The organism is Jidongwangia harbinensis (assembly GCF_020216025.1).
GTDB lineage: Bacteria > Actinomycetota > Actinomycetes > Mycobacteriales > Micromonosporaceae > Actinoplanes > Actinoplanes harbinensis.
In genome coordinates this window covers 1-14,670 of record NZ_JAIWNC010000020.1, presented here as the reverse complement: position 1 = coordinate 14,670, position 14,670 = coordinate 1, and the positions used below count along the sequence as shown (strand labels likewise).

The following is a 14,670-nucleotide window of genomic DNA, read 5'->3' as shown; positions in this document are numbered from 1 at the left end:
GCCACCGGCCGGTCCACGGTAGACGTTCATCACAGTCGCTGCCGTGCCGCCGCCGGGGGAGAATGCGCCGATGCGACGAAAGCCATGGTCCGGGCTGCTGGCCGCCGTTCTGGTCGGCGCGGTGATCCCCGCCGGCTCCGGGCCGGGCGCCGCCGCGGCCCCGCCGGCCGGCGGCACCGCCCCCACCGACAACGCCCCCACCGACAGCGCCCCCACCGACAGCGCCCCGGCCGACAGTGCCCGGCACCTCGTGCTGATCACCGGCGACCGGGTGACGCTCACCTCGACCGGCGCGGTCAGCATCGCACCGGGAGCGGACCGGGACGGCGTCACCTTCGGCACCTACCGCGACGCCGACGGACACGTCCACGTCGTGCCGTCCGACGCGGAGAGCCTGGTGGCCGCGGGCCGGCTGGACCGAAACCTGTTCGACGTGACCGAACTCGCCGGGTACGGCTACGACAGCACCCGGGGCGGCACGCCGCTGATCGTGAAGTACGGCCGGAACGACAGCTCGGCGGCCCGCGGACGGTTCGCCAAGGGCGGCGCCCGGCTCGGCCGCGATCTGCCCAGCGTGGGCGGTGCCGCGGTGGAGGCACCCGCGGCCACGGCCGGGTCCTTCTGGAACGAGATCACCACCGGCACCGGCCGGCGGGAACTGCGCGGCGAGATCGGCGGCGTGTGGCTGGACCGCAAGCTGAGCCTGAACCTCGACACCAGCGTGCCGCAGGTCGGCGCACCCACGGCGTGGGCCGCCGGCTACGACGGCACCGGCACGAAGGTCGCCGTGCTGGACACCGGCATCGACGACACCCACCCGGACCTGACCGGGAAGGTACTCGCCGCGAAGAACTTCACCGCCGAGGCCGACCCGCGGGACCTGCTCGGCCACGGCACCCACGTGGCCTCGATCGTGGCCGGGACCGGTGCCGCGTCCGGCGGCACCCACCGCGGCGTGGCGCCCGGCGCATCGCTGCTCAGCGGCAAGGTCTGCTTCGTGGCGCAGAGCGACAACTGCCCGGAGTCGGCGATCCTGGCCGGCATGCAGTGGGCCGTCGACCAGGGCGCGGACGTGGTCAACCTCAGCCTCGGCGGCGCCGACACGGTCGGTCTCGACCCGATGGAGGAGGCGGTCAACACGCTCAGCGCGCGGCACGACACGCTGTTCGTGGTGTCGGCCGGCAACAACGGCGACGGCGAGATGACCGTGGAGAGCCCCAGCACCGCCGACGCGGCGCTGTCCGTCGGCGCGGTCCGCGACGACGACACGCTGACCGGCTTCAGTGCCCGCGGCCCGCGCCTCGGGGACACCGCGATGAAGCCCGAGCTGACCGCACCCGGGCAGGGCATCACCGCGGCCGCCAGCACGGCGGCGGGCACGGTTCCGCCCGGCGAGTTCTACGTGCAGTACGACGGCACGTCGATGGCCGCCCCGCACGTGGCCGGCGCCGCGGCGATCCTGGCGCAGCGCCACCCCGGGTGGACCGGCGAGCAGGTCAAGTCCGCGTTGCTGGGTTCGGCCCGGCCGCACGAGGCGACCCCGGTCTTCGGGCAGGGCGCCGGCCGCCTCGACATCGGCCGCGGGTACGACCAGACGGTGCTCGCCGACCCGCCGAGCCTCAGCCTGGGCCGTCAGCATCACCCGCACGCCGACGACCCGGTGCTGGAGCGCACCGTGACGTACACCAACACCGGCGCCTCGGCCCGCACCCTGGACCTCACGGTGACCGCCCGGGGCCCGGACGGCGCCACCGCACCGGCCGGGATGTTCACGCTCGACACCCCCTCGGTCACCGTGCCGGCGGGCGGCAGCGCCACCGTGCGGTTCACCGCGGTCACCGCGATCGACGGCGCGGAGGGGCACTACGGCGGAACCGTCACGGCGACGGCCGAGGGGGACGTGCGTGTCGTCACCCCGTTCGCGGTGGACCGGGCGATCGCCGGCGGCGAGGTCACCCTCCACCATCTGACCAGCACCGGCCGGCCGGCCACCTCCCGCTCGACCATCCTGTTCTCGCTGGACGGCGGGGAGGACTACTACCTCGGCAACGAGAGCGAGCCGATGACCCGGTTCATCCGGGCGGGTACCTACTTCCTGCAGTCCCGGATCTCCGACGACCCGGACGACCCGAACTCCCGGGAGACGCTGCTGGTCAACCCGAGCGTACGGATCGAGGGGGACCGGAGCATCACGCTCGACGCCCGTACCGCGCGGTCGATCGACGTCGACGTCACCGACGACCCGGCCGAGCGGCCGCACAGCGTGGAACTGGGCTACTCGTGGCAGGACGACGCCGGCCGTACGCGCACCTACAGCAACCTGTTCGACGCCACCAATCCGTTCGCCTTCGGGCAGGTCGAACCGGGCCGGCGCACCGCCGGGCTGTCCAGCTACCTCAACCTGACCCTGGCCCAGCCGGGCCCCGGTCCCGGCTCCCGCAACTCGCCGCGCAGCTACCACCTGCTGGAGCGGTTCGAGAAGTACGTACCGACCGGGTTCACCCGTGACTACCTGACGACCACGCTGGCCCGGGTGGACGCGCGACTCGCCGAGAGCGCCCCGGACACCGAGGCGCGCAAGTCGTCGTACCCGTACTTCGGCGACCAGTGGGCGGCCGGCCAGTTCGAGTTGCGGTTCGACCTGCCGTTCACGCACACCGAGTACTACTCCACCGGCGGGAAGCAGCAGTGGTTCTCGGCGTTCGGGGACTTCCAGCCGGCGTCGCGCGCCTCGACGATCGCGGTGGAGAGCGCGCCGCGCACGTACACCCCGGGGCGGGCCATCACCGAGGGGTGGAACGAGCCGGTGATCGGGCCGTCGTACGCGGGTCTGCGCCTGCCGACCGACGGCGTGCAGCGGGTCGGCAACACGCTGCACCTGGAGCCGCGCCTGGTGGGCGACGGGTCCGGCCACTCCGGCTGGGGCAACGGGAGCCCGCAGTTCACGCTGCGCCGCAACGGGACCGCCATCGCGGACAGCACCGAGGGCCCGTGGCCGGACGTGCCGGTACGGCCGGGCGCGGCGACGTACGAGTTGGCGGGCACGGTCGAGCAGTCGGCACCGGCCGAGCTGTCCACCCGGATCTCCGCGGTGTGGACGTTCCGGTCGAGCCGGCCGAGTGGCGGCGCGTCCGTCCCGGTTCCGTTGTGGACCGCGTCGTTCCGCCCGGTGCTCGACGCCGGCAACGTCGCCCGGGCCGGCACCACGGTCAGCTTCCCGGTGACGCTCGCGGCGCAACGCGGCTCGGAGCCGGGCCGGGTGCGGACCGTCGCCGTCGAGTACTCGACGGACGACGGGGCGTCCTGGCGCGGCGCCACGGTGTCCGGGTCCGGTACGGCGCGGACCGTCTCGGTGACCCACCCGGAGCAGACCGGGTTCGTCTCGCTGCGGGCGACCGTGACGGACGCCGCGGGCAACTCCGTGCGGCAGACCGTGCTCCGCGCCTACCGGATCGCGCCGTAGCGGCGCCGGGGCGGGCGGCTGTGCCCGGCGGGCGACGGCCTTCGGTCGGCTTTCGCCCGCGGCTGGTCCCATCGGTGGTACGCCGGTTCACCCGGCCGCGGTTCGCCGCCACCACCGACAGATGCGGAGTGCAACGATGCGAAAGAAGACCATGGCCGGCCTGGGCCTCGCCGCCGCGGCGGCCGCCGGTGCCGTCGCCCTCGGCGGTGCCGCGTTCGCCGGCGGCGACGACGCCGGGTCCCGCCCCGCCCAGCAGGTCGTGAACGACCAGCGGAGCAGCGGTTCGCCGGCGCGGGACGGCGGGCTCGTCTGGCCTTCCGCCGGGTCGGACACCGCGGCGGCGGCGCCCGGCGGGAGCGGCAAGGAGTGCCCGGAGCGGGACGGCTCCGGATCCGCACAGCCGGGCGGTCCGGGCGCGCCGGAGACCTTCTGAGACCGTCCCGTCCGCCCGCCGCGGGCGGGCGGGACCTGACCGCTCGGTGGGCCGGAAGGCCCGTTCTCTGGCAGGGTGGAAGCATGCCCGCCAAGATCGTCACCCGCTGGAACGTCGTCCTGCCGGCCCTGGCGCTCCTCGCATTCGCCGCCACCTGGGGCCGGGATCTGCCCGGCGTGGTGGTGGCGATCGTCGGGCTGCTGCTGGCCGGCTCGGTGCTGGCCGCCGTGCACCACGCCGAGGTGGTCGCGCACCGGGTCGGCGAACCGTACGGGTCGCTGGTGCTGGCGGTCGCGGTGACCGTGATCGAGGTCGGCCTGATCGTCACGCTGATGATCAGCGGCGGCGAGAAGACCCAGTCGCTGGCCCGGGACACCGTCTTCGCCGCCGTCATGATCACCTGCAACGGCATCCTCGGCCTGTCCATCCTGGTCGCCGCGATCCGCCGCCGGATCGCGGTGTTCAACGCCGAGGGCACCGGCGGTGCCCTCGCCACGGTGGCCACCGTGGCCACGCTGAGCCTGGTGCTGCCGACGTTCACCAGCAGCCGCCCGGGGCCGCAGTTCTCGCCGGCCCAGCTGGCCTTCGCGGCGATCGCGTCGCTGGCCCTGTACGGCCTGTTCGTCACGGTCCAGACCCGCCGGCACCGCGACTACTTCCTGCCGATCACCACGTCCGGCCGGGTGGTCGACGAGGAGGACCACGCCGACCCGCCGACCGCCCGGGACGCCTGGACCAGCCTCGGCCTGCTGCTGGTCGCGCTGGTCGCGGTGGTCGGCCTGGCCAAGGCGATCTCGCCGACGATCGAGTCGACGGTGGCGGACGCGGGCCTGCCGCAGTCGGTGGTCGGTGTGGTCATCGCCCTGCTGGTGCTGCTGCCGGAGACCATCGCGGCGGTCCGCGCGGCGGCCCGCGACCGCGTCCAGACCAGCCTGAACCTGGCGCTGGGCTCCGCGATGGCGAGCATCGGGCTGACCATCCCGGCGATCGCCATCGCGATGATCTGGCTGGACGGCCCGCTGCTGCTCGGGCTGGGCGGCACCCAGATGGTGCTGCTGGCGCTGACCGTCCTGGTGGGCGGCCTCACCGTGGTGCCCGGCCGGGCGAACGTGCTGCAGGGCGGCGTCCACCTGAGCCTGCTGGCCGCGTTCCTGTTCCTGGCCGCGAGCCCGTGACGCCCCGGCGCGGGCGGTGCCGTGGTGGTCACGCCGACTGCCGGACCACCAGCTCCGGTTCGTAGATCACCGACGAGACCCGCAGGTTCCGGTCCTCGACGTGGCCGAGCAGCAGCCGCGCGCTCTCCGCGGCCATGTCCTCCAGCGGATGCCGGACCGTGGTGAGCGCCGGGCTGGCCGCCACCGCGGCGCTGCTGTCGTCGAATCCGACCACGGCCACGTCGTCGGGGACCCGCCGGCCGGCGGCGCGCAGCGCGGTGAGCGCGCCCAGCGCCATCAGGTCGTTGGCGACGAACACGCCGTCGACGCCGGGGTGGGCGGCCAGCAGGTCGCGCATGGCGTGTTCGCCGCTGTCCTGGGTGAAGTTGCCGGACACCAGCGGCACCCAGGCGTGCCCGTGCCGGGCCATGGTGCGCCGGAAGCCGGAGATCCGGTCGGTGCTGGCCGGCACGTCGGCCGGGCCGGAGATCATGCCGATCAGCCGGCAGCCCCGGCCGAGCAGGTGGTCGGCGGCGAGCCCGGCGCCGGTGTCGTTGGCCAGGTCGACGTAGTTGATCGGCACCGGCTCGGCCGGCCGGCCGATCATGACCGCGGGTACGCCGGCGTCGGTGAGCATGCGCGGCAGCGGGTCGTGTGCGGGCAGGGACAGCACCACCACCCCGTCCGCCTGGCCGTTGCGCAGGTCGCCGACCAGCCGGGCGCGTTGCTGATCGGTGCCGACCATCTGCAGGGCGAGTTGCACCCCGGCGGTCCGCAGCACGCTCATCAACCCGCCGACGACCCGGCCGAAGTACGGATCGGCGAAGAAGCGCCCCATGAACGGGTCGTCGTCGTGTGACTCGGTGTCGGACACCACCAGGGCCACGGTGCCGCTGCGCCGGGTGACCAGCGAGCGGGCCAGCCGGTTCGGCACGTACCCGGTCTGGCCGACCGCGTGCCAGACCACCTCGTGCAGCTGGGGGTCGACGTTGCGGATCCCGTTGATCACCCGGGAGACGGTGGCCCGGGACACGCCGGCCACCCGGGCCACGTCCTCGAGCGTGGGCACGCGGTCGCCGACGCGCACCGGTCCGCCCGCGGCGGTCATCGGGCCGAGCTTCCGCTGTGCATGCCCGTCTTTATAGCACAGCCCGGAAAGCGCTCTCCCGAACCGGTCGGCGACATCGGGCGATCCGGGACGATCAGCGCGGGGACATTGACGGGCTCCGGCATCGGCGGGACACTTCGGAAAGCGCTCTCCAAGCCGGTTCACCCGTCCTCACGTCAAGGGAGACCCCGTGACACAACCGGCCCGATCCATCCGAAGGCTGCTGGCGCCGATCGCCGCGGCCGCCCTCACCGGCTCGCTCCTGGTCGCCGTCGCACCCTCCGCGCAGGCCGTGGACACCCTGTTGTCCCAGGGCCGGCCGGCGCTCGCCTCGTCGGCGGAGAACGGCGGCGCGCCGGCGGTGGCCGCCGTCGACGGCCGCCCGGACACCCGCTGGGGCAGCACCTGGAACGATCCGCAGTGGCTGCGCGTCGACCTCGGCGGCACCGCGACGATCAGCCGGGTGGTGCTGCAGTGGGAGTCCGCGTACGCGCGGGCCTTCCAGATCCAGACCAGCCCGGACGGCACCGCGTGGACCACGGTCTACGCCACCACCGCCGGTGCCGGCGGGACACAGTCGCTCGCGGTCGGCGGCTCCGGCCGCTACGTGCGGATGTACGGCACCCAGCGCGGCACCGGCTACGGCTACTCGCTGTACGAGTTCCAGGTGTACGGCACCGGCCAGGCGCCCCCGGCCGGCGACGGCTACGTGCCCGCCGACCCGCCGGTGACCGGCGTGCTGCCATCCACCGCGGTGCCGCCGGCCACCGACCCGCCCACCACCCACCACGAGTTCCAGGCGAACTGCTCGGTGAGCCGGACCAACCTGCCGGACGACCCGATCGTCTTCCCGAAGCTGCCGGGCGCCTCGCACTCGCACACGTTCCTCGGCAACACCACGACCGACGCGCACTCCACCCTGCCCTCGTTGCAGGGCGGCGGCACGTCCTGCATCACGCCCGGCGACAAGACCGGGTACTGGATGCCGACGCTGCTCAACGGCGACACCGCGGTGCAACCGGTGGGGCGCCAGGTCATCTACTACAAGAGCGGCGTGCTCGACCACCGCAGCGTCCGGCCGTCCCCGCCCGGCCTGCGGTACGTGGTCGGCAGCCCGGTCGCCACCCGCGACGAGTTCCGCAACGCGCCCGGTGCGGTCGAGGGCTGGGAGTGCGGGGACAGCGCCTTCAACTGGGACTTCCCGGCGAGTTGCCCGGCCGGCACCCAGCTCAACATCCGGTACCAGGCGCCGAGCTGCTGGGACGGCCGGCACCTGGACACGCCGGACCACGTGAGCCACATGGCGTACCCCGTGCTGGGGGTCTGCCCGGCCGGCCACCCGGTGGCGGTGCCGATGATCGAGTTCAAGATGGCGTTCCCGGTGAGCGGGAACATGGCGAACGTGCGGCTGTCCAGTGGCCGCGGCTACTCCTTCCACTACGACTTCTACAACGCCTGGGACGCGCCGACGCTCGCCGCGCTGGTCCGGCACTGCATCAACGGCGGACTCCAGTGCGACCCGCGCGGCTTCGACCTCTACAAGCCGGACCGCGGCGCCGCCCTCAACGAGAACTACGAACTCCGGTAACCGTTCCGGACCGTCCGGGTACCTTTCCCGGTACCCGGACGGTTTCTCGCCGATGCAGCACAGAAAAACCGCAGTTCATCTTCGGGAAAGCCGCGTTCCCGGCCGGCGGGTGAATGGCGGGCGCGGCCGGTAATCACGCCGGAACGGTTCTCAGGGCGGCGCGGAAACGTTCCCGCTCGGTGCGGGCCCGGGCCGCGAGCTTCCGGGTACGCGGTTCCGCGCCGGATGCCTCCGCGCTGCCGGCCAGCCGCACGCCCTGGTCCAGATGCGCGCCGAGGCGGGTGACGAGCAGCCGGTCGAAACGCGCGCCGGACGCCGCGGCCGCCTCGGCGACCTGCCCGGCGGTGACCATGCCGGGCATCGGCATGCCCTTGTGCGGGTTCTCCGCGGGCAGCCCGGCGAGCCCGTGCAACTCCCGTAGGGTGGCGAGTTCTTGCTGGTGAAACGCCATCACGTCGGTCGCCAGCGTGCGCAACCGGGGCGTGCCGCCGCGAGTGGCGGCGAGGTCCAGCAGCGGCAGCACCTCCTCGTCCATGGCGATGGTGATCTCCAGCCAGGCCCGGTCGGTGCCGCCGAACGACGGCGCCACGGTGATCGGCGTGGCCCGCGGCAGCGGCGTCGGACGCCCGCACCCGGCCGATGTGAGGGCGAGACCGAGGGCGATGCCGAGCAGGCTCCGTCGGGGGGTCACAGCGAGAAAGTCTGGGCCGGACCGCCGTGGGTGTCAATGTCTCGACGGGGCGGCAATGGCGGGCGGTAATTCATTTCCGGAACCGGTCACATATTGACGTGACGCAACCTGGGGGTAACAATCACCTTAGCTTGGAGAGCGCTTTCCAGGTTCCCCTGTTCCGGCGTCCCACCCGATTCCCCGCGGCGTTCCACCGCCACGCCTCCAAGATCCACGCAGGGCCGCAGAGTTGACCATGGATGGGCCTCAGCCGGTAGCGTCGGAGCGGACGCAGGGGAGGAGGCGGTTCGGTGACGATGTCGTTCCGGCTCTTCGGGGCGCTGCGGGCCCGCGGCCCCGGTGGCCCGGTGCTGCTCACCTCGCGTGCGGAACGTGCGGTGCTCGCCATGCTGCTGCTCGAGCCGGGACAGGTGGTGCCGCGCCACCGACTGGCCGGACGGGGGGACCGCGCCGCGTCGCTCGACGACACCGCCGCCGCGATCGGGCAGGCCCTCGTCGAGGCCGGCGCCCCCGGGCTGCTGGTGCCGCACGCGGCGGGTTACCGGCTGGACGTGGACCCGCGGGACGTCGACGTCGAACGCTTCACCGCCCGGGCCTGGGCCGGCCGCGCCGCCCTCGCCGCCGGTGACCCCGCCGCGGCGGCCGCGGAGCTGGAGGCGGCGCTGGCCGAGTGGGACGAGCCGCTGGCCGAGTTCGCCGGGGAACCGTTCGCCGGCCGGGTGATCGCCGACCTGGAGAACCTGCACGCCGAGGCGGTGCAGGACCGGGCCGAGGCGCGCCTGATGCTCGGCGACGTCGACTGGTGCGTCACCGAACTGGCCGTCCTGGTCGGCGAGATGCCGTACCGGGAGCGGCTCTGGGAGTTGTACGCCACCGCGCTGTGCCGGGCCGGGCGAAAGCCGGAGGCGCTGGCGGTGCTGCACAGGGTGCGCAATCTGCTGGACGAGGAGCTGGGACTCGCCCCGGGCCCGGGACTGCTCGCCCTGGAAACGGCGATCCGCGGCGACGGTCACCCGTAGACCGGTCACGGTCCGAGGCCGGCGGCGACCGCGTCGTGGTCCGACGGGTGGCTGCCGTGCACCGGCCGGTCGCTCGCCAGGAGCGCGGGCCCGGGCCGCCCGGGCGGGCCAGCACGTGGCCGATGCGGCGGTCGCCGCCGAAACGCCCGAGCACGTTCCCGGTCGTCACCCGCATCGGGTCAGGCGTTCTGCCAGAGGCCGATCAGGTTGCCCTCGGAATCCTCGACGTACGCGCTGAAGCCCGCGTTGCCGACCGTCCGGCGGCCGATCGCGACCTTGCCGCCCAGCTTCTCGATGCGGGCCAGGGACTCGTCCAGGTTCTGCACACCGATGGTGATCACCGGTGACGTGATCGGGCCCTCGCGTTCCAGCATGCCGCCGTTGATGCCGCCGGTCTCGGCCGGCCGCCCCTGCTCGTCGGTGGGCGTCGTGGTGACCATGACGTACTGGAACTGCGGCATCGCGTCCAGCTCCCAGCCGAAGGCCTCGCGGTAGAACGTCGTCGCGCGTTCGCCGTTCTCGAACGGAACCTCGAAGTGGACCACCTTGTCCATGACCCCTCCTCAGGGACTCTCCGGTTGCTTGGCACCGAACCTAATCCCGGGGTACGACAAAAGGATGGACGCCGCGTGCACGTACGGGCCGGCCAGCGCGGTGAGCACCGGGTCGCCGTGGCCGGCCAGGTCCCGTGACGCCACGTGCCGGACCGTGCCGGCCAAGATGTCGGCGACCTGGATCTGCGGGTGCGACTCGGCGTCGACGAACCGCACCTCGATCAGCCGGCCGTCGCACCGCTCCCGGATCCGGGCGATGCGCCGCTCCGGCAGCATGATCTGCCGGTCGTGCAGGATCCGCACCGGTCCCCACCGGTCCACCGCCGTGACCAGCGCCGGGACGAGCGGATCCAGCACCGTGTTCACCGCCGGGTCGGACCGCAGCCACCGCCGGAACAGCTCGATCCGGTCGCGGGCCGGGCCGGTGCCGTCGACGGCCGGCCCGGACACCCGGAAGAACTCGTCCACCACGCCGGGGGTGTCCTTGACCCGGAGTACGTCGTTGGCGGCGCTCAGGAAGTACGGCGCCCGGGGCAGCGAGTCCGCGTCCACGTCCAGCAGCCCGGCCAGCTGGGTGCGCACGTGGTGCGCCTTGTCGACCAGGAAGACGTGGCCGTGTCCGTACACCGGGCTCTGCGGTCCGAGGAACCACTCGAGCGCCGCACGGTTCTTCTCCCGCAGCAGGTGCCCGGCCTTGTACTGGGTGGCCGGCGAGCGGATCCGCCCGCGCAGTTCGCGGATGAGCGCACCCGCCGTCTCCGCGTCCAGGTGCACGCCGGCGTGCGCGAAGACGTCGGTCGTGGTGTCGACGAGCTTCTCGCCCTCGTACCCCGACTCGTCGCACGCGATCTCCCGCACGGTCCCTGTGTAGCAAGGAACGCGTCGGGCCGCCGCCGCAATTCAGCGGCGGTAGACACCGAACTCCCAGAGCGAATAGCCGTACCCGGTGGCGCGCGCCGTGCCGTCGACCCGCACGTACCGGCCCCGGCCGGCCGCCGCCAGCTCGTCGAAGCCGCCGTTGCCGCTGGTCGTGGCGTACACCGTGGACCAGGAGGTGCCGTCGGCGGAGGTCTGCACCGTGTATCCGGTCGCGTACGCCGCCTCCCAGGCCAGCCGCACGTGGTCGAACGACTGCACCGAACCCAGGTCGACCTGCAGCCAGGCGGTGTCCACCCACTCGCTGGCCCACCGGGTGGCGTAGTCGCCGTCCACCGCGTACCCCGGCAGCAGCGGGCCGGCGGTGCCGGTCGGCTGGTACGACGACGCGGTGACCACCCGCCCGCGGGACAGGTCGGTGCCCGGTGCGGCCGGCGGCACCACCCGGAACGACCGCTGCTCGATGCCGACGTTGCCGTGCCCGTCGTACGCGTACACGTAGATCTTCCACACCCCGAGCGCCTCCGGCGCGGTCACCGTGAAACGGCCCGGACCGGTCTCGGCGAACCGCAGGTGGCTCAGTCCCCGGTTGCCGGTGACGTGCTTGTCGGACGCCATCAGCTGGTACCGGATCAGGTCGTCCTGCGGGTCGCGCACCGCCACCTCCACGGTGAACGTGCCGCCGGCCGGGACCGCGGTGGGCGTACCCACGGTCATCGCCGAGATCTCCGGCGGCGTGTTCGCCGCGACCTGCCCGGTGTACGCCTCCCGCAGCGCGTGATAGCCGAGCCGCCGCCAGCCGCCGGTGGTGGCGTTCAGCCAGACGCCGCCGAAGTCGTTCTCCAGCCCGTAGTGGAACTCGGTCGCGCCCAGCGCCACGCCGGCGTGCGCCCGGATCGCGTTCCAGCTGTCCGTGTACCCCTGCCGCTTCGCCAGGTCGCCGGGTTCGGCCGGGACGCCGTTGACGTCGTCCGGCACCTCCCACTCGCCGTCCGGGCCGCCCTCGGTGAGCAGGTACGGCTTCGTGTACCCGCCGGCCTCCCAGTCCCGCCGCACCGTGTCGATCGCGCCGTACGAGTTGACCGCGAGCAGGTCCAGCGCGGGGGAGTACTGCTGGTAGTACTTCCAGGCCGCGGTGTACGCGTCGGTCGAGGTGACCGGATGGGCCGGGTCCGCCGCCCGGATCGCGAGCGCCACCTCGTTGACGAAGCGCGCGTACGCCACCCGCCGCGCCTCCACCACGTCGGCCGCCAGCCCGTGGTCCTGCATGGTGAGGATGACCTCGTTGCCGACGTCCCACATCAGCACGCCGCGCCGGTTCTTCAGCGCGTTCACCCGGGCCACGATCTCCGCCTTCGCCGCGTTCTTGTACGCGGTGTCGTTGACGTAGTCGGCGCCCTGGTTGAGCCAGTGCCCGACGATCACCTTGAGGCCCTGCTGCGCCGCCCGGTCCAGCAGCACCGGCGTCTGCGCGTCGTCCACGCCCCAGGTGCGGATCGTGTTGACGCCCATGTTCCGCAGGTCCCGCACGTACCCGTCGGCGGCGCCCTGTGGCGGCCCGTACGTGATCCCCTTGACCTGATACGGCGCGCCGTCCACCTGTAGCTGCCAGTTGCCCTGGGTGCCGGTCACCCGGACCGTGCTGGGCCCGGCCGGGGTGGGCGGGTCGGTCATCGCCGGCGCGGTGGGGCCGGCCGCCCGGGACACCGTCACGGAGTCGACGCTGAGCACGCCCCCGGATGTCGTCCCGGGCGTCGGCGTGGGAAACCCGGCGACCGCGTTCGGCAGCGATCCGCCGACCGCCAGGTCCAACCGCAGATAGAACCCGTGGTGTACGGCGGCCGTCCACGCCGCCACCCCGACCTGCGACTCGCGCACCACCCAGGTCTGCCGGCCGTCCAGATAGAACCGGATCTCCTCGTCCGTCCTGGTCCGGTCGATCACCTGACTGAACTCGTGGTACCCGGCCCGGCACCCGGTGCACGACGCGAACCCGCTGGACCGCCCGGTGTACTCGGCGCAGACCCCGTCCGGCGCGGTCCCGCAGTGCAGCGTCTGGGCGAGCTGACCGCGCCCGTTCACGTCGGTCATGATGTCGGTCTCGCCGATCCCGGGCCAGTTCGTGAAGTCGCCGCGGTACGCCGCCCCGGTCGCCCGGAAGCCCGGCCAGTACCCCAGCCCGTTCGCCACGTCCGGCTGCCGCAACACGGCCGCGAACCGCACCATCTCTCCGGGCTGCGCCGCGAAGTCGGCACGCTGCGTCTCGATCCGGCCGGAGGTCCAGCGCCCCGCGCCGTCCCGTACCGCCGCGATCCGCAGCCGGCCGGCCCCGTCCAGCGTCACGTTGCCGGTCGCCGCCGTCTCCACCGAACCGGTGCCCCAGTTGGCGGCGCCGCCCGGATACTGGGTGCCGGTGCGCAGCAGCCAGTTCCCGGTCGCCGGGGCGGACCCGGCCGGCCCGTCGAACGTGTCCGTCCACACCGTGCTCCACCCCGGCTCGGCCGCCGTGGTGCCGAACACCTGGAACTCGTACAGCGAGAAGCCGTAGCCGGTGCCACGCGCCGTGCCGTACATCCGGACGTACCGCCCCGAACCGGTGACCTCGACGGTCTCGGTGCCGCCGGCGCCGGTGGCCGTCTCGTGCACGGTGGTCCAGGCGGTGCCGTCCGGCGAGGTCTGGATCTGGTACGCCCGGCCGTAGGCGTTCTCCCAGCGCAGCACCACCCGGCAGATCGCCTGCGCCGCACCGAGGTCCACCCGCAGCCATTGCGGGTCGCTGAACTCGCTGGACCACCGGGTGTCCGGGTCGCCGTCGACCGCGTGGGCCGGGCCGACGTCGGCGCCCTCCTGGGTGGAGGCGGCGGCGGGGCGGGCCTGGACGAGGTTGGTGGTGCCGCAGGCGGGCGCGGCGACCGCGGCCTGGGGCGCGACCGTGACGGACGAGGCGAGGAGGGCGGCGACCGCGAGGCGACGCCATCGGCGGGGGACGACCGAAGCCGGGTGCACGGGGACTCCTGACGGTCGAGGGGTGCGCTGGGAAAGCGCTCTCCGTGATGGCGGAAGTGTTACGCTTGGCTTTCTCGCATGTCAATACTTCGATGTATGACGACGGTCGAAGTCCGGACGAATGACAGATTTCTCGCCCTCTAGCCCGAGTCGTGGAAAGCGCTCTCCGGCCCTCGGCCTGTGTAGTGGCCGTTATGCGTCGTTCGAGGTGGAGATCTTGGAGGTGCGGCGGTGTCCTGCGCGCGGCCAGCGCGTCGCGGGCGCGGCGGTTTGCGCGTGGTGCCGCCGTGGTGTGGGCGTGGGGTTCTGTGGTGCGCAGCTCGCCGTAGTTCCGCACGGCGGGCTGGAGTCGTTCGCCGTGTGGGGTTCTCGGGTGCGCGGCGCGCCGCAACTCCGCACGGCGGTTTGGGCGTGGTCGCGTGTGGGGCTTTTAGGTGCGCGGCGCGCCGCAATTCCGCACGCCCGGTTGGGGTGGTGGGGGCGTGTTGGGTTGTGGCATGCAGCGCGCCGCAACTTCGCACGCCCGGTTGGGGTGGTGGGGGCGTGTCGAGTTGTGGCGCGTATCGCGCCACGGCGCCACACGCCGTGGCTGGAGAGGGGGCCACGTAGCCGTCGGCGGGAGGGTCGAAGTCGTGCAGCCGTGGCCGATATGGCGAACTCAACTGGTGGTTGCAACACCGACTAGCTCAGCCATTTTTGCAGCTGGGTTGGCCCAGCCCAAGGTCATGCGGGGTCTTCCGTTGAGTTCGTCGGCGACGTGGTCGAGCCCGGCCTGGTC

Annotated in this window: 10 protein-coding genes and 1 pseudogene; 5 read left to right on the top strand and 6 right to left on the bottom strand. The window is 73.2% G+C overall.

The annotated features are described in order from the left end of the window. The first annotated feature begins 70 nt into the window (after positions 1-70). From LDL48_RS23985 to LDL48_RS23975, 3 genes are all read left to right on the top strand, one after another. Positions 71-3,463: a S8 family serine peptidase gene (locus LDL48_RS23985; RefSeq protein ID WP_225257464.1), complete on the top strand. Its 3,393-nt coding sequence runs from the start codon at positions 71-73 to the stop codon at positions 3,461-3,463. 136 nt (positions 3,464-3,599) lie between these two features. Continuing rightward, positions 3,600-3,896, top strand: coding sequence for a hypothetical protein (locus LDL48_RS23980; RefSeq protein ID WP_225257463.1), 297 nt, complete (start codon positions 3,600-3,602; stop codon positions 3,894-3,896). 83 nt (positions 3,897-3,979) lie between these two features. After that, on the top strand, positions 3,980-5,071 hold the full coding sequence (locus LDL48_RS23975) for a calcium:cation antiporter (RefSeq protein ID WP_225257462.1): 1,092 nt from the start codon (positions 3,980-3,982) through the stop codon (positions 5,069-5,071). Between the two features lie 28 nt (positions 5,072-5,099). On the opposite strand, the gene LDL48_RS23970 is transcribed toward LDL48_RS23975, so the two are convergent. After that, positions 5,100-6,158 carry a LacI family DNA-binding transcriptional regulator gene (locus tag LDL48_RS23970; RefSeq protein WP_225257461.1) on the bottom strand — a complete coding sequence of 353 codons (1,059 nt, stop codon included), beginning with the start codon at positions 6,156-6,158 and terminating at the stop codon, positions 5,100-5,102. A gap of 190 nt (positions 6,159-6,348) precedes the next feature. On the opposite strand from LDL48_RS23970, the gene LDL48_RS23965 reads away from it, so the two are divergent. Then, the gene (locus LDL48_RS23965) at positions 6,349-7,746 is read left to right on the top strand and encodes a DUF1996 domain-containing protein (protein ID WP_225257460.1); all 1,398 of its coding nucleotides are present in this window, start codon (positions 6,349-6,351) and stop codon (positions 7,744-7,746) included. Between the two features lie 133 nt (positions 7,747-7,879). Here the strand turns inward: LDL48_RS23965 and LDL48_RS23960 are convergent, their stop codons facing one another. After that, on the bottom strand, positions 7,880-8,437 hold the full coding sequence (locus LDL48_RS23960) for a DUF305 domain-containing protein (RefSeq protein ID WP_225257459.1): 558 nt from the start codon (positions 8,435-8,437) through the stop codon (positions 7,880-7,882). A gap of 296 nt (positions 8,438-8,733) precedes the next feature. Here LDL48_RS23960 and LDL48_RS23955 point away from each other — a divergent pair, with 296 nt between their 5' ends. Continuing rightward, entirely contained in the window at positions 8,734-9,456 is a 723-nt protein-coding gene (locus tag LDL48_RS23955; RefSeq protein ID WP_225257494.1) for an AfsR/SARP family transcriptional regulator, read from the top strand. Positions 9,457-9,635: 179 nt separating this feature from the next. Here the strand turns inward: LDL48_RS23955 and LDL48_RS23950 are convergent, their stop codons facing one another. The 4 genes and pseudogenes from LDL48_RS23950 to LDL48_RS45125 form a co-directional block, all read right to left on the bottom strand. Continuing rightward, positions 9,636-10,010: a VOC family protein gene (locus LDL48_RS23950; protein ID WP_225257458.1), complete on the bottom strand. Its 375-nt coding sequence runs from the start codon at positions 10,008-10,010 to the stop codon at positions 9,636-9,638. A 9-nt stretch (positions 10,011-10,019) separates the two neighbouring features. After that, entirely contained in the window at positions 10,020-10,868 is an 849-nt protein-coding gene (locus LDL48_RS23945; RefSeq protein ID WP_225257457.1) for a DUF3800 domain-containing protein, read from the bottom strand. Positions 10,869-10,910: 42 nt separating this feature from the next. After that, positions 10,911-13,892 carry a discoidin domain-containing protein gene (locus tag LDL48_RS44635; RefSeq protein ID WP_225257456.1) on the bottom strand — a complete coding sequence of 994 codons (2,982 nt, stop codon included), beginning with the start codon at positions 13,890-13,892 and terminating at the stop codon, positions 10,911-10,913. Positions 13,893-14,550: 658 nt separating this feature from the next. Continuing rightward, positions 14,551-14,670: pseudogene (locus LDL48_RS45125) on the bottom strand (IS30 family transposase); the annotation flags it as partial.

Bases quoted from the DNA above. Each gene is read 5' to 3' on its own strand.
- LDL48_RS23985 (WP_225257464.1), top strand. From the start codon at position 71: ATGCGACGAAAGCCATGGTCCGGGCTGCTGGCCGCCGTTCTGGTCGGC.
- LDL48_RS23955 (WP_225257494.1), top strand. From the start codon at position 8,734: ATGTCGTTCCGGCTCTTCGGGGCGCTGCGGGCCCGCGGCCCCGGTGGC.
- LDL48_RS23980 (WP_225257463.1), top strand. From the start codon at position 3,600: ATGCGAAAGAAGACCATGGCCGGCCTGGGCCTCGCCGCCGCGGCGGCC.
- LDL48_RS23950 (WP_225257458.1), bottom strand. From the start codon at position 10,010: ATGGACAAGGTGGTCCACTTCGAGGTTCCGTTCGAGAACGGCGAACGC.
- LDL48_RS23970 (WP_225257461.1), bottom strand. From the start codon at position 6,158: ATGACCGCCGCGGGCGGACCGGTGCGCGTCGGCGACCGCGTGCCCACG.
- LDL48_RS23975 (WP_225257462.1), top strand. From the start codon at position 3,980: ATGCCCGCCAAGATCGTCACCCGCTGGAACGTCGTCCTGCCGGCCCTG.